The organism is Streptomyces sp. 135 (assembly GCF_020026305.1).
GTDB lineage: Bacteria > Actinomycetota > Actinomycetes > Streptomycetales > Streptomycetaceae > Streptomyces.
Window position 1 is genome coordinate 7188006 of the sequence record NZ_CP075691.1, and the last position, 22874, is coordinate 7210879.

Genomic DNA, 22874 nt, shown 5'->3' on the forward strand with positions numbered 1-22874 from the left:
ATACGAGGTTCCGGAGTGCGATATCCCGGCGGCTCCGGGCTCGTCGTACGGGAGGTGTCGGTCGGCTACGGCCCCGTGCGCGCCCTGCGCCGGGTCTCGCTCGACGTGCCGGACGGCACCGTCGTCGCCGTGCTCGGCGGCAACGGCGCGGGCAAGTCGACGCTGCTGCGCGCCGTCTCGCGCACCCTCTCCTTCCAGGGCGGGGCGCTCACCTCGGGCGACATCCACTTCGACGGCACCCACCTGGCCGGCCTCGCGCCGGACCGCGTGGTCGCCGCCGGGATCTCGCAGGTCCCGGAAGGGCGGCGGGTGTTCGCCCGCATGACCGTCACCGACAACCTGCGCGCCGGGGCGCTAGGCTCGACCGGGTCGCGCGCCACCAAGGCGGACGCCCTGCGCCGCGTCCACGAGCTGTTCCCGGTCCTCGCCGAACGCGGCGGCCAGCGCGCCGGACTGCTCTCCGGCGGCGAACAGCAGATGCTTGCCGTGGGCAGGGCGCTCATGGCCGCCCCGCGCCTGCTGCTCCTCGACGAACCCTCCCTCGGCCTCGCGCCGCTGATGGCCGCCCGCATCGCCGACACGATCCGGGAGATCAACGCCCAGGGCACCTCCGTGCTGCTCGTCGAGCAGAACGCCGCGCTCGCGCTGCGGCTCGCCTCCCGCGCGTACGTCCTCGACGTCGGCGAGGTCGCCCTGTCCGGCCCCGCCGACGAACTCGCCGCCTCCGACGAGGTACGCCGCCGCTACCTCGGCGTGGTCGACGAGGATGCGGCGGCCGACGCCGGCCAGGGCCTCGGCGCCCTGCCTACCCTGTCGCGCTGGGAGGCCGGACGGTGACCCCGGAAACCGTACCGCCCCTTGAAGTGCGTGAGTTGACCGTCCGTTTCGCGGGGCTCACCGCCCTGGACGCCGTCAGCTTCACCGTCCGCCCCGGCACCGTGCACGCCGTCATCGGACCCAACGGCGCGGGCAAGTCCACCTGCTTCAACGTCCTGTCCGGCGTCTACCGCGCTTCCGGCGGCAGCGTCCGCTTCGGGGAGCACGAGCTCACCGCCATGCGTCCGCACGAGATCGCAGGCCTCGGCGTCGCACGCATCTTCCAGAACCTCGCGCTGCCGCCCCGCGCCACGGTCGCCGACAGCCTGCTGCTGGGCCGCCACCGCCTGACCCGCACCGGCTTCCTGGCCGCCGGGCTCCGCCTCCCCTCGGCGGCCCGCGAGGAGCGCCTGCACCGCGAACGCGTCCGCGAGATCGCCGCGTTCGTCGGTCTCGAACGCCAACTCGACCAGCCCGCCGGATCCTTGCCCTACGGACAGCAGAAACTCGCCGAGCTGGCCCGCGCCCTGTGCATGGAGCCACGCCTGCTCCTCCTCGACGAACCCGTCGCCGGGATGACCGGCGACGAGCGGCGCCGCACGGCCGCCGTCATCGCGGGCGTCCGCGACAGCCTCGGCATCTCGATCGTCCTGGTCGAACACGACATGGGGGTGGTGATGCGGCTCGCGGACGCGGTGACCGTACTGGACTTCGGGCGCCGCATCGCCGACGGCGCCCCCACCGACGTACAGAACGACCCGGCGGTCATCCGCGCCTACCTGGGAGAGGGGGACACCCGCTCATGACCACCTTCACCGAACTCCTCCTCAACGGACTCTCCATGGGCTCCGTCTACGCGCTCATCGCGCTCGGCTTCGTCGTCATCTTCCGCGCCACCGAGGTGGTCAACTTCGCCCACGCCTCGCTGCTCCTCGCGGGCGGCTACATCACCGCGTCCCTCCACGACGACCTCGGCTTCTGGCCGGCGCTGCTCGTGGGCATCGCGGGCGCGGCCGTCGTCGGGGCCGCCGTGGAGTTCCTCGTCATGCGCCGCTACCGGGGCGCCGACCACAGTGTGCTCGCCATCGTCACGATCGGCGTCGACATCCTGCTCACCACCGAGCTGACCCGGCGCCTCGGCACCGACGTGCTGCCGCTCGGCGACCCCTGGGGCGACGACGTGCTGACCCTCGGCCCGATCTCCCTCGCCCACACCCGCATCGCCGCGTTCGTCGCCGCCGCCCTGCTCATCACCGTCTTCCTGCTGGCCTTCCGCTACACCTCCTGGGGCGTGGCGATGCGCGCCGCCGCCGAGAGCCCGGAGACCGCCGCCCTGATGGGGGTACGGCTGGGGCGGGTCTCGCTCGGCGCGTGGGCGGTGGCCGGGGCACTCGCCGCCGTCGCAGCGCTGTTCCTCACCGTCTTCCCGACGCCCGGCCTGGAGCGCGCCACCTCGCTGGCCGCCCTGAAGGCGTTCCCCGCCGCGATCCTCGGCGGCCTCGACTCCACCACCGGTGCCCTGGTCGGCGGCCTCGTCGTCGGCGTCACCGAGTCCCTCGCCACCGGCTACCAGAGCGAACTGACGTTCCTCGGGCGCGGCCTCGGCGACCTCGCGCCCTACCTCGTCATGACCGTGATCCTGCTGATCCGGCCCGCCGGGCTCTTCGGCACGAAGGAGCTCGCCCGTGTCTGACACCCGCCGTACACACGTCTGGCGCCGTACGTCCCTCTGGGCGGCCGCCGCCGTGGTGCTGCTCGCCCTGCCCTTCTACCTGGACCGCTTCTGGCTCCAGGCGGGCCTCTTCGCGATGGCCGCCGCGATCGGCGCGATCGGCATCAACCTCCTCACCGGCGCCACCGGCCAGCTCTCCATGGGCCACGCCTTCTTCCTCGCCGTCGGGGCGTACGGCTACTGCGTCCTCGCCGGGGACGGCGGCGACGGCCTGACCGGCCTGGGGCTGCCCACGTGGCTCGCCGCCGCGCTCGCGGTGGCCCTCGCCGGGCTCGCGGGCGGCCTCTTCAGCCCCATCGCCGGACGGCTGCGCGGCGCCTACCTCGGCATCGCGACGCTCGCGCTGATCTTCATCGGGCAGCACGTGCTGTTCAACGCCCACGACTTGACCGGCGGCTCCAACGGACGCGACGTCCCGCCCCTGAGCCTCTTCGGCCTCACCTTCGACGAGCGCGAGGCCGTCGTCGCCGCCGTGCCCTTCGGCTCCGCGGAGAAGCTCTGGTACGCCGGCCTCGTGCTGCTCCTGGCCTGCGGGCTCTTCGCCCGGGGCGTGCTGCGCGGCCGTCCGGGGCGGGCCATGAACGCGATCCGCGACCACCGCGTCGCCGCCGGTGTCATCGGTGTGCCGGTGGCCCGCTACCGCGCCGGGGTCTTCGTCCTGTCGTCGATGTACGCGGGCCTCGCGGGCGTGCTGCTCGCCCTCGTCTTCCAGCGCACGGTGCCGGACTACTTCGGCATGACGCTCTCCCTGGAGTACCTCGCCATGATCGTCATCGGCGGCCTCGGCTCGGTCTCCGGGGCGGTCGCGGGCGCGGCCCTCGTCTCCCTCCTCCCGCAGCTGCTGACCCGCTACAGCGACGCGCTGCCGCTCGTGTCGGCGCCGGGCACGGGCGGGATCTCACCGGGCGAGGCGTCCCGGTACCTGTACGGCGCCGCCGTCGTGGCGGTGGTGCTCTTCCTGCCCGGCGGCCTGGTGAGGATCACCGCCCGGCGCAGCAAACCCACTCCAGGCACCCCAGGGGAGACAGCATGAACACACGCACACTGACCAGGGCCACGGCGGCCGCCACCGCCGTCGCCGCGCTGCTCGCGCTCACCGCGTGCAGCTCCAAGGCGACCGACGGCGACACGGACGGCGAAAAGAACGCGGGAGGCGTGAAGACCGGCGAGGGCGTCTCCGGCAAGACCATCAACCTCGGTGTCCTCACCGACATGACCGGCGTCTACGCCACCCTCGGCAAGAGCGTCACCCAGGCCCAGCAGCTCTACGTCGACCAGACCAACGCCGACGGCGGCATCTGCGGCCATCAGCTGAAGCTCACCGTCCGCGACCACGGCTACGACCCGCAGAAGGCCGTCGCCGCCTACACCGAGCTGGAGCCGAAGGTCCTCGGCTTCGCCCAGTTCATCGGCTCGCCCTTCGTGGCCGCCGTCAAGCAGCGCGTCGACGGCGACAAGGGCCTGGTCCTGCCCCAGGCCTGGTCGGCGAACCTGCTGGGCAGCCCGTACGTACGAGTGATCGGTTCGACGTACGACCTGGAGACGATCAACGCGATCGACTTCCTGATGAAGGAGAAGGGCCTCAAGAAGGGCGACAAGCTCGGGCACGTCTACTTCGAGGGCGACTACGGCGAGAGCGCCCTGAAGGGCTCCAAGCACATGGCCGAGAAGGCGGGCCTCACCGTCGTCGAACAGAAGATCAAGCCGACGGACAACGACATGACCGCGCAGGTCTCCGCCCTGAAGAAGGCCGGGGTCAAGGGCGTCGTGATCAGCGCGGGCCCCCGCCAGGCGGCCTCCCTGGTAGGCGTCGCCGCGGCCGGCCGCTTCGATGTCCCGGTCATCGGCAACAACTCGGCGTTCGCCCCGCAGCTCCTCGCCACGCAGGCGGGCCCCGCCCTGGAGAAGAACTACTACGTGGCCTCGCCGACGCTGCCGATCGGCGCGGACACGGCGGCGGCGAAGAAGCTCGTCGCCGACTACAAGAAGGCCCACCCCAAGGACGCGCTCGACAACGGAGTCGTGGCGGGCTGGACGGCGGCCTCCGTCTTCGGTGAGGCCCTGAAGAAGGCGTGCGAGGACAAGGACCTCACGCGGGACGGCGTCGGCAAGGCCCTGCTGACCCTGGACGCCTTCGACTCCGGCTTCGGCGTCCGGCAGGACTTCACCGACCCGAAGGCGCCCTCCTCCAAGGAGAGCGTGATCCTCCGCCCGGACAAGAAGGCGACCGGCGGCATGCAGGTGGTCCGGGAGCCGGGCGCGGCCCAGGCGGCGCGGGGCTACACGGCCGGCAGCTGACGGCACGGAAAAGGGGCCCGAACCGAATGGTTCGGGCCCCTTTTGCCGGGTACAGAGGTTGAGCCGGGTACAGAGGCTACGGCAACTGCGCGGCCCGGGCCTCGCGCCGGTTGCCCCGGAAGTTGTTCACCCGTCGGGCGGTGGCGAACAGGGGGATCACCGCGCCGAGGACCGCCTGGAGCGCGCAGCCGGTCTGCAGGAGCAGCTGGCCGCCGGGCGCGTCGAACGCCCAGGCCGCGAGGAGCCCCATGGCCGCCACGATCCACGCGAGCATGGCCACCGCGAGGGGACCGCGCGGCTTCGGGTACTCGACGCGGCTGACCATGAGCCAGGCCGTGCCGAGGATCGCGAGGAGCGTCGCCACGAAGGGCAGCTCAAGGAGCACGATCGAGACGACCGTGAGGGCACCGAAGGGTGATGGCATGCCCTGGAAGGTGCCGTCCTTCACGGTCACGCAACTGAACCGCGCGAGCCGCAGCACCACCGCCAGGAGCACCACGATCGCGCCCACCGCCGCCACGCGCTGGTGCGCGTCGTCCGCGACCATGCCGTAGACGAGGACGAAGTACGCCGGCGCAAGGCCGAAGCTGATCAGGTCCGAGAGGTTGTCCAGCTCGGCGCCCATCGGCGAGGACCGCAGCTTGCGCGCCACGAGCCCGTCGAAGAGGTCGAAGACGGCCGCGCAGAGCATCAGGATCACGGCGGTCGCGGCGGAGTGCCGCGCCATGCCGCTCTCGGTGCTGCCCTGGAGGTACGGCGTGAGGATGCCCGTGGTGGTGAAGTACACCGCCATGAACCCGCACGTGGCGTTGCCGAGGGTGAGGGTGTCCGCTATTGAGAGGCGCAACGAGAGGGGCATCTCCTCGTCGGCCTCGTCCTCCAGGGCCTCGGGCACCCAGCCCGTCTGGGTCTCAGGATCAACCACGGTCAATGCGAGTCACCCCAGCCACGGTCTTCTGACCGACCTCGACGTCCACCTCGACACCCTCCGGGAGGTAGATGTCGACACGCGAGCCGAAGCGGATCAGGCCGATCCGCTCGCCCTGCTCCACCTTCGTGCCCTGCGGCACGTACGGCACGATGCGCCGCGCGACCGCGCCCGCGATCTGGATCATCTCGATGTCGCCGAGCTCGGTGTCGAAGTGCCAGACAACGCGTTCGTTGTTCTCGCTCTCCTTGTTGAACGCCGGGACGAACCCGCCGGGGATGTGCTCCACGGACGTCACCGTGCCCGCGAGGGGCGCGCGGTTGACGTGGACATTCAGCGGGCTCATGAAGATGGCGACGCGGGTCCGCCCGTCCTTCCACGGCATGATGCTCTGCACCACGCCGTCGGCGGGGGAGATGACCCGGCCCTGAGCGATCTCGCGCTCGGGGTCGCGGAAGAACCACAGCATCCCCGCCGCCAGCGCGGTGGCGGGGACGGCGACGGCCGCCGCGCCCTTGGAACGGCGCGCGCGGGCGAGGCTGAGTGCCGCGGTGGCGACGGTCGGCAGGAGCCACGGCGATGCTCCGCGAGCAAGGCGTCCCGTGAGAATGCCGTCGCGTGGTGCAGAGGTTTGGCTGTGGGGCATGGATGACCTTCGTAGCGGATGATGCCGCGCGGTGATACGGGGGACGGCGGCTTTCTCCGGATGCTATCGGTTGCGAGGCACAACTGGGCAAGCCAGGAAGCCGAGTCGGCGGCCGAAGAGTGTTGACAGGGTGTGATCTTCTTCGCGAAGAAAACGCCCTAAACCGGGCATCTAGCCCTGGAATCGATACTCTTCGAGCAGTCGACGACCAATGATCATTTTCTGGATCTCGGCGGTACCTTCACCGATCAGCAGCATCGGAGCCTCCCTGTAGAGGCGCTCGATCTCGTACTCCTTCGAGAAGCCGTAACCGCCGTGAATCCTGAACGCGTCCTCGACGACTTCCTTGCAGTATTCGGAGGCGAGGTACTTCGCCATCCCCGCTTCGAGGTCGTTTCGCTCCCCGGAGTCCTTTTTGCGTGCTGCGTTGACCATCATCGCATGGGCGGCCTCGACCTTGGTAGCCATCTCGGCCAACTTGAACTGGATCGCCTGATGCTGGGCGATCGGCTTGCCGAAAGTGTGGCGTTGCTGGGCATACGAGACACCGAGCTCGAACGCACGCTGAGCGACACCGCAGCCACGCGCCGCGACGTTCACTCGGCCCACTTCGACACCGTCCATCATTTGGTAAAACCCTCGGCCGGTGACTCCGCCGAGTACACGATTGGCCGGAATTCGCAGGTCGTCCATGATGAGCTCGGTGGTATCGACACCCTTGTAGCCCATCTTGTCGATCTTGCCCGGGATGGTCAGGCCGGGACGGACCTCGCCGAAGCCCGGTTCCTTCTCCACGAGGAACGTGGTCATCGACTTGTGGGGGGCGGTGCCCTCAGGGTGTCCTTCGTCACTCCGGCACAGTACGGCCACCAGAGTGGACGTACCGCCGTTCGTGAGCCACATCTTCTGACCGTTCAGGACATAGTCGTCGCCGTCCTTGACACCCTTCGATGTGATCGCCGACACATCGGAGCCGAGCCCCGGCTCCGACATCGAGAACGCGCCGCGCACCTCGCCGGCCGCCATGCGCGGAAGGAAGGTCTCCTTCTGCTCCTGCGTGCCGTGCTGCTTGAGCATGTAGGCGACGATGAAGTGGGTGTTGATGATGCCGGAGACCGACATCCAGCCACGCGCTATCTCCTCGACGCACAGCGCGTACGTGAGCAGCGACTCGCCCAGGCCGCCGTACTCCTCCGGGATCATCAGGCCGAACAGGCCCAACTCCTTGAGACCGTCGACGATTGCCTGCGGGTACTCGTCGCGGTGTTCGAGCTCGGTGGCGACAGGGATGATCTCCTTGTCCACGAAGTCCCGGACGGTGGAGAGGATCTCCTGCTGGATGTCGGTGAGACCGGCGGTCTGGGCAAGTCGGGTCATGACGTCACTTCTCCTGGGACTTCAGCTCCGGGCGGCCGGGCTGCTCGCCGCCGCGCTCCTTGATGTACGTCTCGGTGGGCACCATCACCTTGCGGCGGAACACGCAGACCAGGGTGCCGTCCTGCTTGTAGCCCTTGGTCTCCACGTAGACGATCCCGCGGTCCGACTTGGACCTGGAAGGCGTCTTGTCCAGGACGGTCGTCTCGCCGTAGATCGTGTCGCCGTGGAACGTCGGCGCCACGTGCTTGAGCGACTCGACCTCCAGGTTGGCGATCGCCTTGCCGGAGACGTCGGGCACGGACATGCCGAGGAGCAGCGAGTAGATGTAGTTGCCCACGACGACGTTCTTCCCGAAGTCGGTCGTCTTCTCCGCATAGTTGCTGTCCATGTGGAGGGGGTGGTGGTTCATGGTGAGCAGACAGAAGAGGTGGTCGTCGTACTCGGTGACCGTCTTCCCGGGCCAGTGCTTGTACACGGCGCCGACTTCGAACTCTTCGTAGGTGCGGCCGAACTGCATGTGTCTTACGCCTCCGGGGCCTCGAACTTGGAGGTGCGGGTCATGCCGGCGGCACGCCCCTTGCCCGAGATGACCAGCGCCATCTTCCGGCTGGCCTCGTCGATCATCTCGTCGCCGAGCATCGCCGAGCCCTTCTTGCCGCCGGCCTCGGACGTGTAGTACTCGTACGCGTCCAGGATCAGTTCGGCGTGGTCGAAGTCCTCCTGGGAGGGCGAGAAGACCTCGTTGGCGGCCTCGACCTGACCGGGGTGCAGCACCCACTTGCCGTCGAAGCCGAGCGCCGCTGCGCGGTTCGCGACCTCGCGGTAACCGTCGACGTTCTTGATCTGGAGGTACGGGCCGTCGATCGCCTGGAGGTTGTTGGCGCGGGCCGCCATCAGGATCTTCATCAGGATGAAGTGGTAGGCGTCCGCCGGGTAGCCGGGCGGCTGCTCGCCGACGACCAGGGACTTCATGTTGATGGAGGCCATGAAGTCGGCCGGGCCGAAGATGATCGTCTCGACGCGCGGGGACGCCTCGGCGATGGCGTTGACGTTGTTGAGGCCGCGCGCGTTCTCGATCTGCGCCTCGATGCCGATCTTGCTTACTCGAAGCCCATCGTCTTCTCGATCTGGGTGAGCAGGAGGTCGAGGGCGACGATCTGGTCGGCCGTCTGCACCTTCGGCAGCATGATGCAGTCGAGGTTCTGGCCGGCGCCCTCCACGACGGTCACGACGTCGCGGTACGTCCACTCGGTCGTCCAGTCGTTGACGCGCACCACCCGCGTCTTGCCCGTCCAGTCGCCCTCGTTGAGGAACTTGACGATGGTGTGCCGGGCCTCCGGCTTGGCGAGCGGCGCGCAGGCGTCCTCCAGGTCCAGGAAGACCTGGTCGGCGGGGAGGCCCTGGGCCTTCTCCAGGAAGCGGGGGTTGCTTCCCGGCACCGCGAGACAGGAGCGGCGCGGGCGCAGACGGTTGATGGGCGCGGTCATGCGGGGACCTCCAGAGGGTCGAGCTTGTTCGCTTTCCGGATCTCGTCGACGATACGGCCGATGATCTCCGTGATGCCGAAGTCCTTGGGGGTGAAGACGGCGGCCACGCCCGCCGCCAGCAGGTCCTCGGCGTCACTGTTGGGGATGATGCCTCCCGCGATCACGGGAATGTCGTGGGCGCCCGCCTCGCGCAGGCGCACCAGGACGTCCGGCACCAGCTCGGCGTGCGAGCCGGAGAGGATCGACAGGCCCACCGCGTGCACGTCCTCGGCGAGCGCCGCGTCGACGATCTGCTCCGGCGTGAGCCTGATCCCCTGGTAGACGACCTCGAAACCGGCGTCCCGCGCGCGCACCGCGATCTGCTCGGCGCCGTTGGAGTGCCCGTCCAGGCCGGGCTTGCCCACCAGGAAGCGGAGCTTGCCGGTGCCGAGGTCGGCGGCCGTCTTCGCGACCTTGTCGCGGACCAGGGCGAGCGGCGTGCCCTCCTCCGCGGTGACGGCCACCGGAGCACTGGAGACGCCCGTGGGCGCCCGGTACTCGCCGAAGACCTCCCGCAGGGCGCCCGCCCACTCGCCGGTCGTCACACCGGCGCGTGCGCACTCCAGGGTGGCTTCCATGAGGTTGCCCGTCCCCGCGGCGACTTCCTTGAGCCGCTCCAGGGCCTTGCACGGGCGGGGGTGGTTGAACGGCGGCTGGTAGCGGTTGTCGCGCCAGTCCTTGAGGGCGTTCACCACGCGCGCCTCGACCGCCGGGTCGACCGTCATGATCGCCGCGTCCAGGTCGGCGGTGAGCGGGTTCGGCTCGGTGGACTCGTAGGAGTTCACCCCGACGATCTTCTCCTCGCCGGACTCGATCCGCGCCCGGCGCTCGGCGTGCGAGGAGACGAGCTGCGACTTGAGATAGCCGGACTCGACGGCGGCCATCGCGCCGCCCATCTGTTCGATGCGGTCCATCTCCGCGAGGGACTCCTCGACCAGGGACGCGACCTTGGCCTCGATGACGTGCGAACCGTCGAAGATGTCCTCGTACTCCAGTAGGTCGCTCTCGTGTGCGAGGACCTGCTGGATGCGCAGGGACCACTGCTGGTCCCACGGGCGCGGCAGGCCGAGCGCCTCGTTCCAGGCGGGGAGCTGCACGGCACGCGCGCGTGCGTCCTTGGAGAGGGTGACGGCCAGCATCTCAAGGACGATCCGCTGGACGTTGTTCTCGGGCTGCGCCTCCGTCAGGCCCAGCGAGTTGACCTGCACGCCGTAGCGGAAGCGGCGCTGCTTGGGGTCCTCGATGCCGTACCGCTCGCGCGTGACCTGATCCCATATCCGCCCGAACGCCCGCATTTTGCACATCTCCTCGATGAAGCGGACACCCGCGTTCACGAAGAAGGAGATGCGGGCCACGACGTCCCCGAACTTCTCCTCGGGAACCTGCCCCGAGTCGCGCACGGCATCGAGGACCGCGATGGCGGTGGACATCGCGTACGCGATCTCCTGGACCGGTGTGGCCCCCGCCTCCTGGAGGTGGTAGCTGCAGATGTTGATGGGGTTCCACTTGGGGATGTGGGCCACCGTGTACGTGATCATGTCGGTGGTCAGGCGCAGCGACGGCACCGGCGGGAAGACGTGCGTCCCGCGCGAGAGGTACTCCTTGACGATGTCGTTCTGCGTCGTCCCCTGGAGCTTGGTGATGTCCGCGCCCTGCTCCTCCGCGACCACCTGATAGAGCGCCAGAAGCCACATGGCGGTGGCGTTGATCGTCATCGAGGTGTTCATCTGCTCCAGGGGGATGTCCTGGAACAGCCGTCGCATGTCGCCGAGATGCGAGACGGGGACGCCGACCCGGCCGACCTCACCGCGGGCGAGGATGTGGTCGGGGTCGTAGCCGGTCTGGGTGGGCAGGTCGAACGCGACCGAGAGGCCCGTCTGGCCCTTGGCGAGGTTGCGCCGGTACAGCTCGTTGGACGCCTCCGCCGTGGAATGACCGGCGTACGTCCGCATGAGCCACGGCCGGTCCTTCTGGCGCTCTGTCATGTCCCGCTGCTCCTTAGGGCGTTCAGACGTTCCGGAAGCGGTTGATGGCGTCGATGTGCCGGGCGCGCTTCTCCGGGTCGCGGACGCCGAGGCCCTCCTGGGGGGCGAGGGCGAGGACGCCGACCTTGCCCTGGTGGAGGTTGCGGTGGACGTCGTAGGCGGCCTGGCCGGTGTCCTCCAGGGAGTACACCTTCGAGAGCGTCGGGTGGATCTTGCCCTTGGCGATGAGGCGGTTGGCCTCCCAGGCCTCGCGGTAGTTGGCGAAGTGGGAGCCGATGATGCGCTTCAGCGACATCCACAGGTAGCGGTTGTCGTACTCGTGCATGTAGCCCGAGGTCGAGGCGCAGGTGGTGATGGTGCCGCCCTTGCGGGTGACGTACACGCTCGCGCCGAAGGTCTCGCGGCCGGGGTGCTCGAAGACGATGTCGATGTCCTCGCCGCCGGTCAGCTCGCGGATGCGCTTGCCGAAGCGCTTCCACTCCTTGGGGTCCTGGGTGCGCTCGTCCTTCCAGAACTTGTAGCCCTCGGCGTTGCGGTCGATGATCGCCTCGGCGCCCATGGCGCGGCAGATTTCCGCCTTCTGCGGGCTGGAGACCACGCAGATGGGGTTGGCCCCGCCGGCGAGCGCGAACTGCGTGGCATAACTGCCGAGTCCGCCGCTGGCGCCCCAGATCAGGACGTTGTCGCCCTGCTTCATGCCGGCGCCGTTGCGCGAGACGAGCTGGCGGTAGGCGGTGGAGTTCACCAGGCCCGGCGAGGCGGCCTCCTCCCAGCTCAGGTGGTCGGGCTTCGGCATCAGCTGGTTGGACTTGACGAGTGCGATCTCCGCCAGGCCGCCGAAGTTGGTCTCAAAACCCCAGATGCGCTGCTCGGGGTCGAGCATCGTGTCGTTGTGGCCGTCGGAGGACTCCAGCTCGACGCTCAGGCAGTGCGCGACGACCTCGTCGCCGGGCTTCCAGGAGTTCACGCCGGCGCCGGTGCGCAGCACGACGCCCGCGAGGTCGGAACCGATGATGTGGTACGGCAGATCATGGCGCTTGCTCAGCTCGCTGAGCCGGCCGTAGCGCTCCAGGAAGCTGAAGGTGGAGACCGGCTCGAAGATCGAGGTCCACACCGAGTTGTAGTTGACCGAGGAGGCCATGACGGCCACCAGGGCCTCGCCGGGGCCGAGTTCGGGGAGCGGCACGTCGTCGAGGTGGAGCGACTTGCGCGGGTCCTTGTCGCGCGTCTCCAGGCCCGCGAACATCTCCGTCTCGTCCTTGTGCACGGTGATCGCGCGGTACGAGTCCGGGAGGGGCAGAGCGGCGAAGTCGGCGGACTGTGCGTCCTGCGACTGAATCGCGTCCAGGATTTCCTTCACGGTGTTGCCTCCGGCTAAGAAGCGGTCTGGGGAGAACGCTGCTCGACGTTTCGTGGGGTGCTGGCGGGGCTTTGGAGGTGTGCCGTCGGTTCGGCCAAGGGGGTGGAGCTCGGCAACGCCTTGGTGGGGCGTGAGAGGTGCCTGTGACGCAGGCGTCCGGACGCGCAAGCCGTGGCTTGAGGGGACAGCCGGCGTACGGATGATCTCTGCACGCCGGCCGCCCGGACAACATCAACGTATGGCACCGCGTGCCAGTCGGCAAGACACTGGGTGCCAGTATTTTTTGACCGATGATCGATCAGTGCAGGTCAGAGGGGTGTCACGGCATGACGGAGGGGGTGCTACCGACTGGTAGCACCCCCTCAAAACCCGAGGAAGAAAAGGGCGAAACAGGCTAAGACGCTCGCTCTCGGAGGGCCTTCTCGATGGTCCGCATGACCTCGTGCAAGGGGGCGTCCGTCCGTGCCACCGTGACCAGGACCTCCCCCTGAGAGGACACCGTCGCCGGGGACGCCGCGGGCAGCGTGTCGCGGCCCGCCCCGATCCCCGTGCCGAACGTGCGCCGGACGATCGCGAAGGCGTGGTCGAGCTGGGTCTCCACGTCGCCCTGGCCGCCGGCCCGCAGCCAGCGCCGCAGGACGTGGTTGTGGGCGGTGACCACCGCGGAGGCGGCGACCTCGGCGAGCAGCGGGTCGTCGTTGCCGTCGTGGTGCGCGTGCTCGTCGAAGTGGCCGAGGAGATACCGGGTGAAGAGCCGTTCGTAACGGGCCACCGAGGCGATCTCGCGCTCCCGGAGCGTCGGCACCTCGCGGGTGAGGCGGTAGCGCTCCACGGAGACCGCCGGCGAGGCCGCGTACATCTTCATGACTTCCTTGATGCCGCGGCACACCGTGTCCAGCGGGTGCTCGTGCGGGGGAGCGGCGTTGAGCACGGCCTCCGCGCGGACCAGGGTGTCGTCGTGGTCCGGGAAGATCGCCTCTTCCTTGGAGCGGAAGTGCCGGAAGAAGGTCCGGCGGGCGACCCCGGCCTGCGCGGCGATCTCGTCGACCGTCGTCGCCTCGTACCCCTTGGACGCGAACAGCTCCATGGCCGCCGCCGCCAGCTCCCGGCGCATCTTGAGCCGTTGGGCGGCGGCACGGCTGCCCGCGGCGCTCTCCGGGGCGTCGGGCGTGGCGGGCGTACGGGAGGACTTGGCGGCCTTGGACATGCCATGAACGTACTGCATATGCGCGGCACGGTGCCTCCGAGGGACGGGGCTGCCCGGGGGCCCGAGCAGCCCGCCCCAGTCGGCCCGCGCCCCCGGGCGCTCCTCGGCCGGCTCAGCGCCGGGCATATTCGCGGAAGCCACGGCCCGTCTTGCGGCCGAGGCAGCCCGCGGCCACCAGGTGTTCGAGCAGCGGCGCCGGAGCCAGGCCCGGGTCCCGGAACTCGCGGTGCAGGACCTTCTCGATGGCCAGCGAGACGTCCAGGCCGACGACGTCCAGGAGCTCGAAGGGGCCCATGGGGTAGCCGCCGCCGAGCTTCATCGCGGCGTCGATGTCGTCGAGCGTCGCGTAGTGCTCCTGGACCATCTTGATCGCGTTGTTGAGGTAGGGGAACAGCAGCGCGTTCACGATGAACCCGGCGCGGTCGCCGCAGTCCACCGGGTGCTTGCGGATGGTCGCGCAGACCTCGCGGACCGTGGCGTGCACGTCGTCGGCGGTCAGCACGGTGCGGACCACCTCGACGAGCTTCATCGCCGGGGCCGGGTTGAAGAAGTGCATGCCGATCACCTCGCGCGGACGCGTGGTGGCGCGGGCGCAGGCCACCACCGGCAGCGACGAGGTGGTGGTCGCCAGGATCGCGCCCGGCTTGCAGACCTTGTCGAGCGCCGCGAACAGCTGCTGCTTGATCTCCAGGTCCTCGGCGACGGCCTCCAGGGCCAGATCGACGTCGGCGAACGCCTCGTACGACCCGGCCGGGGTGATCCGCTCCAACGTCTGGGCGGCGGCCTCGGCCGTCAGCCGGCCCTTGTCGACGGAGCGCGCGAGCGACTTCCCGATGCGGGCCTTGGCCGTCTCGGCCTTCTCGTCGGTGCGCGCGGCGAGGACCACGTCGTAACCGGCCTTGGCGAAGACCTCCGCGATGCCGGACGCCATCGTCCCCGAGCCCGCGACGCCCACGGAGCGGACGGTACGTCCCTGCGCGCGCCGCTCGCCCTCCAGCGGGGTCAGCGCGTCGGGCACGACCTCGGCGCTGCCCGGCTCGGCGTACGTGTAGAAGCCGCGGCCCGTCTTGCGGCCGGTCAGGCCCGCCTCGCTGAGCTGCTTGAGGATCGGGGCGGGCGCGTGCAGCCGGTCGTGCGACTCGGCGTACATGGCGTCCAGGACCGTGCGCGCGGTGTCCACGCCGATCAGGTCGAGCAGCGCGAGGGGGCCCATCGGCAGGCCGCAGCCCAGCTTCATCGCGGCGTCGATGTCCTCGCGGGAGGCGTACTTCGCCTCGTACATCGCGGCGGCCTGGTTGAGGTAGCCGAAGAGCAGTCCGTCGGCGACGAAGCCGGGGCGGTCGCCGACCGCGACGGGCTCCTTGCCGAGGGCCTGCGCCAGCTCGGTGACCGTGGCGACGGCGGCGGGCGAGGTCAGCACGGACGAGACCACCTCGACCAGCTTCATGGCGGGCGCCGGGTTGAAGAAGTGCAGGCCGAGCACCCGCTCCGGGCGCGCCGATTCGGCGGCGAGGCGGGTCACCGACAGCGCGTTGGTGCCGGTCGCGATGATCGTGTCGGGGCGCACGACGCCGTCGAGCTCGCGGATGACCTGCTGCTTGATCTCGTACGACTCCGGGGTGACCTCGATGACCAGGTCGGCGTCGGCGGCGGCCCGCAGGTCGGTGAAGGTGCGGAAGCGGGCGAGGACGTCGCGCCGCTCCTCGTCGGTGAGCCGCTCACGGCGCACGGCGCGGGCCGTGGAGGCCTCCAGGGAGGCGACGGCCTGCGTGGCCGCCGCCTGACTGATGTCGATGCCGATGACCTCGCGGCCCGCACGGGCCAGGACCTCGGCGATTCCGGTGCCCATCGTGCCCAGACCGATGACGGCGACCGTGTGCGGGGAGGTGTCGTTCAAGGGAGCGTCCATGCGTGGACTCCAGGAAGAGAGTGACGACTGAGGGGCGCACGCGGGTACAGGGAACTGTCGCGCGGCGTGCGGGAATTGAGGTGTCGTGTCCGGGCGGCGCAGAGTCCACGCCCGGTGAGGCCGACCGGCCCTGTCCCGAGGCCGAGCCGTACTGGATACCTGAGGTACCGAACCGACTGACACCCACGGCGGCTGCGTCACCAGGCCGTCGTGAGGACGTGCTCACGGGGAGTGTGCCCCGCTCACATGAGATTAACCGCCGGGTAACGAGCGCGCCAGCCCTCGCTGATCCCGGATCCCTGTGATCTACGTCGCGACTGCTGGGTAAGGCTTAGGCTCGCGTTCATGGATGAGGAGTCGCGGACGGTGACGGAGCGTTTACGGGGTGAGGCGGGGGCCTCTCGGGAGTACGAGGAACTGGTCGCGACCGGCGATCCCGACGAGCTGGCCGAGGTGCTCGTCTCTCCCGGACGGCCGCTGTGGGCGCGGGAATTGGCGGCGTTCCGGCTGGGCGTCGCGGGTGATCGCAGAGCCTTCGAGTCGCTCGTCCTCCTCCTCAACCACCGGGACGCGCCGCGGTGCGCGGCGGCGGCGTACGCGCTGGCACGGCTCGGTGATCCGCGCACGGCTCGCGCGGCGGCGGCCCTGGCGACGAACGAGCTCCGCGTCGCCTATGCGCTCCATCCGGTGCGGTTGCTGACGGAGTTGCGGGCGCCGGAGTCGGCGCCCGCCCTGATCACCACGCTGCGGCGTCGGCTCGCGCCCCACGACCCCTACGGCAAGATCGCGCTCGCCTGTGTGGAGGGGCTGGGGGCATTGGGTGACGCGCGGGCGCGGCCGGTGTTGACCGAGGCGTGCGGGCATCCGAGGCTTGCGGCTGCGGCTGCGGCGGCGTTGGCGCGGTTGCCGGAGTGAGGGGGTGGGGGCTGGGCGCGCAGTTCCCCGCTCCCCTGACGGGGCCGGACAGCGCCATCGCCCCTCGGCCGGCCCACGACACGCCCACCCCAGAACTCCGTGGCACGTCGTTGTCGCTCTCCCGTACGCGCACCTCCGGCATCTACTCGGCCACCACCGCGAACGCCTCGATCTCCATCAGGAACGCGGGGTCGACCAGCGAGGCGACCTGCACCGCCGACGCCGCGGGGAGCCGCTCGGGGTCCAGGAAGGTGTCCCGCGCGGCGCGGACGGCCGGCATGTGCGCCATGTCCGTCACGAAGTACGTCAGCTTCACCACGTCTTCGAAGGTGGCGCCCGCCGCCGCCAGGCAGCGCCGCAGATTCTCGAACACCTGCCGGGCCTGCGCCGCCGCGTCCCCCTCGCCGACCAGATCACCGCCCTCGTCCAGGGCCAACTGCCCTGATATCGCCACGAGACGGCCCGTCCCCATGACGACGTGCGTGTACGCGGTGGCGGGGGCCACGCCCTCGGGGGCGCTGATGTGGGTCAGTCGGCTCATGCCCCCATGGTGGACCACGGCACCGACAACGCCCCGCGCCCGGGGGTGCCTTCACGGTTTCGCGAGGGCTTCGGGTCGGGCAGCGCCTCGCACACCGCGTCCACCTCACCGCCGCTGCCGGGCACCTCACCGGTCGACAGGTACGCCGCCAAGTGCCGGTCCAGGCAGGCGTTTCCGCGCAGGGTGACGCCGTGGTTGCCGCCACCCCGCTCGACCACCAGGCGCGAGTCGTCCAGCTTGCGGTGCAGGGCGACGGCGCCCTCGTACGGAGTGGCCGGGTCGTCGGTCGCCTGGAAGAGCAGGACCGGTGCCAGCGCGGAGTTGGAGACGTCCGGCGGGCTCAGGTGGTGTGTCGGCCAGAAGGCGCACGGGGCGTTGTACCAGGCGTTGTTCCACGTGGCGAACGGTGCCTTCGCGTGGATCCGCGTGTGGTCCTCGCGCCAGGTACGCCACTCACGGGGCCACTGGGCGTCCCTGCACTGCACGGCCGTGTAGACGCTGTAGCTGTTCTCGCCCGCCGCGCCGCTCGCGCCGAGGGTCTCGTACGCCTTCAGGAGCGGGGCGGTGTCCTTGCCGTTCGCATGCGCCGCGAAGGCCGCGGCCAGGAGCGGCCACAAGCGGTTGGTGTAGCCGCCGGGGAGGAAGGTGTCCTCCAGCTCGGCGGCGCCCACTTTGCCGCCCGCGGGGCGCTCCGCCAGTGTCCGCCGCATCGTGTGCCACCGGGCCTCGACCTGCGCGGGGTCCCCGCCCAGGCCGTACGCGGAGTCGTGCCGGGCGATCCAGGCCATGAAGGCCTTGTGGCGGGCGTCGAAGGCGTAATCCTGCCGGAGGTTGGCGGCGTACCAGATGCTCGTCGGGTCGACCAGGGAGTCGAGTGCCATGCGGCGCACGCGGTGCGGGTAGAGCTTGGCGTAGACGGCGCCCAGATACGTGCCGTACGAGTAGCCGAGATAGCTCAGGCGTGGCGCGCCGATAGCGGCACGGATGGCGTCCATGTCCTTGGCCGCGCTCACCGTGTCGATGAACGGCAGGACGGCCGCGTACTTCGAGGCGCACGCCCGCGCGAAGGCCCGCGCCCGGTCGAGGTTGGCCCGCTCCAGGGCGGGCGTGACCGGAACGCTGGCGGGGCGCACGGGGCTGAAGTGTCCGGGGCGGCAGTTGAGCGCGGGCTCACTCCTGCCGACGCCGCGCGGGTCGAAACCGATGACGTCGTACCGCGCGGCCACCTCCTTGGGAAGGGCCTTCGCGACGGACCCGGCCATGGCCAGGCCGCTGCCGCCCGGGCCGCCGGGGTTGACCAGGAGCGGCCCTTGGGACGTGGCCGCGGTGTGCGGGACGCGCGACAGGGCGAGGATGATCTGCTCGCCTGCGGGCCGCTGGTGGTCGAGCGGGACCTTCACCGACGCGCACTGGAGCGCCGGATGGGCCTTCGTGGCGCACTTCTTCCACGCGAGCGGGGCCGCCGGGGCGGCCTGTGCGGTGCGCGGGGGGGAGGCGCTCGCCGCGGGCGGCGGTCCGGCGGCGGGCACGGCCGCTCCGGTCAGCGCGGCGAGGGAGCAGAGGGCGACGGCGCGTTTCTTCATCAGGCTTCCCAGGGCGGAGGATCCGGGGCCGTGCACGCCACGACCTCGGCCGCATCGTCCCGGAAAGCCCGCCCGGAAGCGGCGGTTCTGTCAATGAATGACCTGAAAGGAGCAGGCGGCCACCCGCGAAAGGGGGCCGGGAAAGGGTGCCCGTGAAAAGGGGTCCTCCTACAGGAGTGTCGTGAGCTGGGTGGGGCCCGCTCTACAGGAGCGTGAGCTGGGTGGGGCCCGCGGCCGGCTCCGGCTCCTCGGGGACCGGGACGCGGCGCGCGGCACCGGCGCGCGTGGGGCCGATGCCGAACTCCTCGGCCAGCTCGTGCACGTGCCGGGTGATGCGTCGCTGGTACCACTTCGGGGCGTAGGCCCCTTCCGCGTACAGCCGCTCGTACCGCCGCACCAGATGCGGATGGTGCTGCCCCACCCACGCCATGAACCACTCCCGCGCGCCTGGCCGCAGATGCAGGACCAGGGGCGTCACGGAGGTCGCGCCGGACGCGGCGATGGCCCGCACCGTGGCGCGCAGCTGGTCGGGGTGGTCGCCCAGGAACGGGATCACCGGCGCCATCAGGACCCCGCAGCCGATGCCGTGCCCGGTCAGGGTGCGTACGACGTCCAGGCGCCGCTCGGGGGCGGGCGTACCCGGCTCGACGGTGCGCCACAGCTCGTGGTCGGTGAAGCCGACGGAGACGGAGATGCCGACGTCCGTCACGGCCGCGGCCTGCCGCAGCAGATCGAGGTCGCGCAGGATCAGCGTGCCCTTGGTGAGGATCGAGAAGGGGTTGCCGCGGTCGCGCAGCGCCTCGATGATGCCCGGCATCAGGCGGTAGCGGCCCTCCGCGCGCTGGTAGCAGTCGACGTTGGTGCCCATGGCGATGTGGTCGCCGTGCCAGCGCGGCGAGGCGAGCTGGCGCCGCAGCAGCTCGGCGGCGTTGATCTTGACGACGATCTGGCTGTCGAACCCGATGCCGGTGTCCAGGTCCAGATAGCTGTGGGTCTTGCGCGCGAAACAGTAGACGCACGCGTGCGTGCAGCCCCGGTAGGGGTTGACCGTCCATTCGAACGGCATGCGGGACGCGCCCGGCACGCGGTTGACGATCGACCTGGCCCGGATCTCGTGAAAGGTGATTCCCGCGAACTCAGGGGTGTCGAAGGTCCGCGTCGTCACCGCGTCCGCGCCGAACAGCGCGGCATCAGCGGTGCCCTGACGCGGTCCGTCGGAGAGGTTCTCCCAGCGCATGACGCCTCCTCGGTAGCACTGACCACAGAATAGAACACATGTTCCCTTGATCGTGCGACTCGGAGCGCGGGGCAGCGCTTTGATAGCGTCCCGTCAAGCGCGACCCGCGCGATCACCGCGACGACGAAGGAGGTCGATGAATATGGCCCGCCGGACGCTTCATCGGCATGCCCTTGTCCGGGCCGCCCGAGCCTGAGAGAAGCAGGGCTCACTCCGCGCGGCCCGGTCGCATTCCCTCCCTGAAACGACCTGGAGCGTCGCGTGTCTGTCTCCCCCTTCCCCACCGCCGAACCGACCACCGAACGCCTGCGGCTGAGGAACTGGTCCCCGGCCGAGGTCGCCGACGTCCTCGCCGGCCGCCGCTCGGCCCACTGGGCCGAGGACTTCCCCGCCGAGGGGGACCAGGTGATCGCGGGCGTCATCGCCGAGCAGATCGCCGAAGGCCCGAGCGGTCCGGGCGGAACCGGCGACCCCGGCGCGTACGGCCACCGGCTGATCGTCGAACAGGAGAGCGGCCTGGTGGTCGGTTCCATCAGCCTGCTCTGGCCGCCGAGCGAGGGCTCCGTGGAGTTCGGCTACGGCGTCGTCGCCTCGCGGCGCGGGCGCGGCTACGCCCCGGAGGCCGCCCGTGCCCTCGTGGCGTACGCCCTGACCCTGCCGGACGTCACCACGGTCTACGCCGACGTCGAACGCGCCAACCCGGCCTCCGTCCGCGTCCTGGAGAAGGCCGGGCTGCACCGCTGGAGCGATGACGGCACCACGGCCCGGTTCCGGGCCACCGCGCCGGAGGCGTCCCGCAGCTAGCGGAATTGCCGGGTCCGGTGACGGGCGGGCCGCACGCACGTTGCATGATCGGAAGCATGCTCGTCGAGTCCCTGTCCGTCGCCGCCCTGGCCGTGGTGCTGGTCTGCGCGGTCGTACGCCCCTTCGGCCGCCCGGAAGCCGTCTTCGCCGTACCGGCCGCGGGCGTCGTGATCGCGGCCGGGGCGATCCCGCTCGACGACGTGCGGGACGAGGCCGCGCGGCTCGGCCCCGTGATCGGCTTCCTCGCGGCCGTCCTGGTGCTCGCCAAGCTCTGCGCCGACGAAGGGCTCTTCCACGCCTGCGGCACCTGGATGGCGCGCCGGGCCGCGGGGCGCCCGCGCCGGCTGCTCGCCGCGGTCTTCGCTCTCGCCTCGGCCATCACCGCGGCCCTCAGCCTGGACGCCACCGTGGTCCTGCTCACCCCCGTGGTCTTCGCGACCGCCGCCCGCATGGGCGTGCGGCCCCGGCCGCACGTCTACGCGAGCGCCCACCTCTCGAACACCGCCTCGCTCCTGCTGCCCGTCTCGAACCTCACGAACCTCCTGGCGTTCGCCGCCACCGGCCTGAGCTTCACGCGCTTCGCCCTGCTGATGACGCTGCCGTGGCTGGTCGCCATCGCGGTCGAGTACGCCGTCTTCCGGCGGTTCTTCGCCGCTGACCTCGACGCGCCGGCCGACGGCGGAGACACCGCGGAACCGCCCCGTATGCCGCTCTTCGCCCTGGTCACCGTGGCGCTCACGCTCGCCGGGTTCGCGGTCGCCTCCACCGTCGGCGTCGACCCGGCCTGGGCCGCGGCCGCCGGGGCGTCCGTACTCGCCGTGCGCGCCCTCCTGCTGCGGCGCACCACCGCGCTCGCGCTCGTACGCTCGGCCTCGCTGCCGTTCCTCGCCTTCGTCCTCGCCCTCGGCGTCGTCGTCCGGGCTGTCGTCGACAACGGCCTCGGCGACGCCCTCGGGCACGTCCTGCCGGACGGCACCGCCCTGCCCGCGCTGCTCGGCACCGCCGCCGTCGCCGCGCTCCTGGCCAACCTCATCAACAACCTGCCCGCCGTCCTCGCCCTGGTCCCCCTGGCCGCGCCGTCCGGCCCCGGAGCCGTCCTCGCCGTCCTCATCGGCGTGAACGTCGGCCCCAACCTCACCTACGCCGGCTCCCTCGCCACCCTGCTCTGGCGCCGCATCGCCCACCAGCACGAACACCACGTCCGCCTGCGGGAGTTCACCCGCCTCGGCCTGCTCACCACGCCCGCGGCCCTCGTCCTCGCGACCGTCGCGCTCTGGGTCTCGCTGCGGCTGCTGCCCGCCTGAGCGGACCCCGGCGGCGGCCCCGATTTGGGGGGCCGGTGCGCCGGGTGGTTGGCTCTCCCTGAACTCCCCGATAAACCAAGTGCTGGAGGAAGTGCAATGGCGCAGGTCGAGGCGACCACGGAGCGGATCATCGCGGCACAGCCGGACGACGTCTTCGACGCACTGGCCGACTACAACGGCACGCGCGAGAAGATCCTTTCGGAGCACTTCAGCGAGTACGAGGTACGCGAAGGCGGCGACGGCGAGGGCACCCTGGTCCACTGGAAGCTCCAGGCCACCAGCAAGCGGATCCGCGACTGCCTCCTGGAGGTCACCGAGCCCACCGACGGCGAGCTGGTCGAGAAGGACCGCAACTCCTCCATGGTGACCACCTGGACCGTCACCCCGGCCGGCGAGGGCCGGTCCCGCGTGGTCGTCACCAGCGTGTGGAACGGCGCGGGCGGCATCGGCGGCTTCTTCGAGAAGACCTTCGCACCCAAGGGCCTCGGACGGATCTACGACGCCGTCCTCGGCAACCTCGCCACCGAGCTGGAGAAGTAACGCCCGCGCGGCCTCCCGGGACAACCCCTCGGGGGTTGTTCTCACGCTCACCGTTTCGAGTGGTCTTCTTTCCGCTCCCGTTGTGCGCCGTAGGGCCTCGACCGGCGCATTCGCCCTTGAGACCCCGGTAGAGAGCGACTCGTCGCGCTTGCTCCCAGTTGTCGCG

20 protein-coding genes and 1 pseudogene are annotated in these 22874 nt (G+C 70.5%); 9 read left to right on the forward strand and 12 right to left on the reverse strand.

Annotation, left to right across the window (positions count from 1 at the left end; translation table 11 throughout):
- Positions 1-15: 15 nt before the first annotated feature.
- From KKZ08_RS32355 to KKZ08_RS32375, 5 genes are read left to right on the forward strand one after another with little or no spacing between them, the layout of a single operon-like run.
- Positions 16-837, forward strand: coding sequence for an ABC transporter ATP-binding protein (locus KKZ08_RS32355; protein WP_223777801.1), 822 nt, complete (start codon positions 16-18; stop codon positions 835-837).
- A complete protein-coding gene (locus KKZ08_RS32360; protein ID WP_223779279.1) occupies positions 819-1622 on the forward strand; it encodes an ABC transporter ATP-binding protein in 804 nt (267 codons plus the stop codon). The genes KKZ08_RS32355 and KKZ08_RS32360 overlap by 19 nt, the downstream gene beginning before the upstream one ends.
- Complete coding sequence (locus tag KKZ08_RS32365; RefSeq protein ID WP_223777802.1) at positions 1619-2509, forward strand: branched-chain amino acid ABC transporter permease; 891 nt, start codon at positions 1619-1621, stop codon at positions 2507-2509. The genes KKZ08_RS32360 and KKZ08_RS32365 overlap by 4 nt, the downstream gene beginning before the upstream one ends.
- Positions 2502-3581: a branched-chain amino acid ABC transporter permease gene (locus KKZ08_RS32370; RefSeq protein WP_223777803.1), complete on the forward strand. Its 1080-nt coding sequence runs from the start codon at positions 2502-2504 to the stop codon at positions 3579-3581. The genes KKZ08_RS32365 and KKZ08_RS32370 overlap by 8 nt, the downstream gene beginning before the upstream one ends.
- The gene (locus KKZ08_RS32375; protein ID WP_223777804.1) at positions 3578-4846 is read left to right on the forward strand and encodes an ABC transporter substrate-binding protein; all 1269 of its coding nucleotides are present in this window, start codon (positions 3578-3580) and stop codon (positions 4844-4846) included. Before KKZ08_RS32370 ends, KKZ08_RS32375 begins: the two co-directional genes overlap by 4 nt.
- Before the next feature lie 76 nt (positions 4847-4922).
- On the opposite strand, the gene pssA is transcribed toward KKZ08_RS32375, so the two are convergent.
- The 9 genes and pseudogenes from pssA to KKZ08_RS32420 form a co-directional block, all read right to left on the reverse strand.
- Positions 4923-5777 carry a CDP-diacylglycerol--serine O-phosphatidyltransferase gene (gene pssA, locus KKZ08_RS32380; protein WP_223777805.1) on the reverse strand — a complete coding sequence of 285 codons (855 nt, stop codon included), beginning with the start codon at positions 5775-5777 and terminating at the stop codon, positions 4923-4925.
- Positions 5764-6420, reverse strand: a complete 657-nt coding sequence (locus KKZ08_RS32385; protein WP_223777806.1) for a phosphatidylserine decarboxylase — start codon at positions 6418-6420, stop codon at positions 5764-5766. Before KKZ08_RS32385 ends, pssA begins: the two co-directional genes overlap by 14 nt.
- A gap of 171 nt (positions 6421-6591) precedes the next feature.
- The gene (locus KKZ08_RS32390; RefSeq protein ID WP_223777807.1) at positions 6592-7797 is read right to left on the reverse strand and encodes an acyl-CoA dehydrogenase family protein; all 1206 of its coding nucleotides are present in this window, start codon (positions 7795-7797) and stop codon (positions 6592-6594) included.
- Positions 7798-7801: 4 nt separating this feature from the next.
- Positions 7802-8314: a MaoC family dehydratase gene (locus tag KKZ08_RS32395; RefSeq protein ID WP_223777808.1), complete on the reverse strand. Its 513-nt coding sequence runs from the start codon at positions 8312-8314 to the stop codon at positions 7802-7804.
- 5 nt (positions 8315-8319) lie between these two features.
- A pseudogene (locus KKZ08_RS32400) lies at positions 8320-9284 on the reverse strand (CoA ester lyase).
- Positions 9281-11308, reverse strand: coding sequence for a protein meaA (locus tag KKZ08_RS32405; protein ID WP_223777809.1), 2028 nt, complete (start codon positions 11306-11308; stop codon positions 9281-9283). The pseudogene KKZ08_RS32400 and the gene KKZ08_RS32405 overlap by 4 nt, the downstream one beginning before the upstream one ends.
- Before the next feature lie 22 nt (positions 11309-11330).
- Positions 11331-12668, reverse strand: coding sequence for a crotonyl-CoA carboxylase/reductase (gene ccrA, locus KKZ08_RS32410; RefSeq protein ID WP_223777810.1), 1338 nt, complete (start codon positions 12666-12668; stop codon positions 11331-11333).
- 394 nt (positions 12669-13062) lie between these two features.
- On the reverse strand, positions 13063-13875 hold the full coding sequence (locus KKZ08_RS32415) for a TetR family transcriptional regulator (RefSeq protein WP_223777811.1): 813 nt from the start codon (positions 13873-13875) through the stop codon (positions 13063-13065).
- A 112-nt stretch (positions 13876-13987) separates the two neighbouring features.
- Positions 13988-15784, reverse strand: a complete 1797-nt coding sequence (locus KKZ08_RS32420; protein WP_223777812.1) for a 3-hydroxyacyl-CoA dehydrogenase — start codon at positions 15782-15784, stop codon at positions 13988-13990.
- A 345-nt stretch (positions 15785-16129) separates the two neighbouring features.
- Between KKZ08_RS32420 and KKZ08_RS32425 the strand changes: the two genes are divergently transcribed.
- The gene (locus tag KKZ08_RS32425) at positions 16130-16699 is read left to right on the forward strand and encodes an adenylosuccinate lyase (protein ID WP_223777813.1); all 570 of its coding nucleotides are present in this window, start codon (positions 16130-16132) and stop codon (positions 16697-16699) included.
- Positions 16700-16841: 142 nt separating this feature from the next.
- Here the strand turns inward: KKZ08_RS32425 and KKZ08_RS32430 are convergent, their stop codons facing one another.
- The 3 genes from KKZ08_RS32430 to KKZ08_RS32440 all read right to left on the reverse strand — a co-directional run bounded on the left by KKZ08_RS32430 (position 16842) and on the right by KKZ08_RS32440 (position 20060).
- Entirely contained in the window at positions 16842-17240 is a 399-nt protein-coding gene (locus KKZ08_RS32430; RefSeq protein ID WP_223777814.1) for a RidA family protein, read from the reverse strand.
- Positions 17237-18823: an alpha/beta hydrolase gene (locus KKZ08_RS32435; protein WP_223777815.1), complete on the reverse strand. Its 1587-nt coding sequence runs from the start codon at positions 18821-18823 to the stop codon at positions 17237-17239. The genes KKZ08_RS32430 and KKZ08_RS32435 overlap by 4 nt, the downstream gene beginning before the upstream one ends.
- Before the next feature lie 202 nt (positions 18824-19025).
- On the reverse strand, positions 19026-20060 hold the full coding sequence (locus tag KKZ08_RS32440; protein WP_223777816.1) for an Rv2578c family radical SAM protein: 1035 nt from the start codon (positions 20058-20060) through the stop codon (positions 19026-19028).
- A gap of 261 nt (positions 20061-20321) precedes the next feature.
- On the opposite strand from KKZ08_RS32440, the gene KKZ08_RS32445 reads away from it, so the two are divergent.
- From KKZ08_RS32445 to KKZ08_RS32455, 3 genes are all read left to right on the forward strand, one after another.
- Positions 20322-20864: a GNAT family N-acetyltransferase gene (locus KKZ08_RS32445; protein ID WP_223777817.1), complete on the forward strand. Its 543-nt coding sequence runs from the start codon at positions 20322-20324 to the stop codon at positions 20862-20864.
- A gap of 44 nt (positions 20865-20908) precedes the next feature.
- Entirely contained in the window at positions 20909-22168 is a 1260-nt protein-coding gene (locus KKZ08_RS32450) for an SLC13 family permease (RefSeq protein WP_223777818.1), read from the forward strand.
- A gap of 96 nt (positions 22169-22264) precedes the next feature.
- Positions 22265-22708, forward strand: a complete 444-nt coding sequence (locus KKZ08_RS32455; protein ID WP_223777819.1) for an SRPBCC family protein — start codon at positions 22265-22267, stop codon at positions 22706-22708.
- Positions 22709-22874: the final 166 nt, after the last annotated feature.

What these genes read in the sequence shown, in the direction of transcription:
- KKZ08_RS32435 (WP_223777815.1), bottom strand. Translation starts at nt 18,823, where the DNA reads ATGAAGAAACGCGCCGTCGCCCTCTGCTCCCTCGCCGCGCTGACCGGA.
- KKZ08_RS32450 (WP_223777818.1), top strand. Translation starts at nt 20,909, where the DNA reads ATGATCGGAAGCATGCTCGTCGAGTCCCTGTCCGTCGCCGCCCTGGCC.
- KKZ08_RS32395 (WP_223777808.1), bottom strand. Translation starts at nt 8,314, where the DNA reads ATGCAGTTCGGCCGCACCTACGAAGAGTTCGAAGTCGGCGCCGTGTAC.
- KKZ08_RS32440 (WP_223777816.1), bottom strand. Translation starts at nt 20,060, where the DNA reads ATGCGCTGGGAGAACCTCTCCGACGGACCGCGTCAGGGCACCGCTGAT.
- KKZ08_RS32415 (WP_223777811.1), bottom strand. Translation starts at nt 13,875, where the DNA reads ATGTCCAAGGCCGCCAAGTCCTCCCGTACGCCCGCCACGCCCGACGCC.
- KKZ08_RS32385 (WP_223777806.1), bottom strand. Translation starts at nt 6,420, where the DNA reads ATGCCCCACAGCCAAACCTCTGCACCACGCGACGGCATTCTCACGGGA.
- KKZ08_RS32430 (WP_223777814.1), bottom strand. Translation starts at nt 17,240, where the DNA reads ATGAGCCGACTGACCCACATCAGCGCCCCCGAGGGCGTGGCCCCCGCC.
- KKZ08_RS32365 (WP_223777802.1), top strand. Translation starts at nt 1,619, where the DNA reads ATGACCACCTTCACCGAACTCCTCCTCAACGGACTCTCCATGGGCTCC.
- KKZ08_RS32455 (WP_223777819.1), top strand. Translation starts at nt 22,265, where the DNA reads ATGGCGCAGGTCGAGGCGACCACGGAGCGGATCATCGCGGCACAGCCG.
- KKZ08_RS32405 (WP_223777809.1), bottom strand. Translation starts at nt 11,308, where the DNA reads ATGACAGAGCGCCAGAAGGACCGGCCGTGGCTCATGCGGACGTACGCC.
- KKZ08_RS32425 (WP_223777813.1), top strand. Translation starts at nt 16,130, where the DNA reads ATGGATGAGGAGTCGCGGACGGTGACGGAGCGTTTACGGGGTGAGGCG.
- KKZ08_RS32420 (WP_223777812.1), bottom strand. Translation starts at nt 15,784, where the DNA reads ATGGACGCTCCCTTGAACGACACCTCCCCGCACACGGTCGCCGTCATC.
- KKZ08_RS32390 (WP_223777807.1), bottom strand. Translation starts at nt 7,797, where the DNA reads ATGACCCGACTTGCCCAGACCGCCGGTCTCACCGACATCCAGCAGGAG.
- KKZ08_RS32375 (WP_223777804.1), top strand. Translation starts at nt 3,578, where the DNA reads ATGAACACACGCACACTGACCAGGGCCACGGCGGCCGCCACCGCCGTC.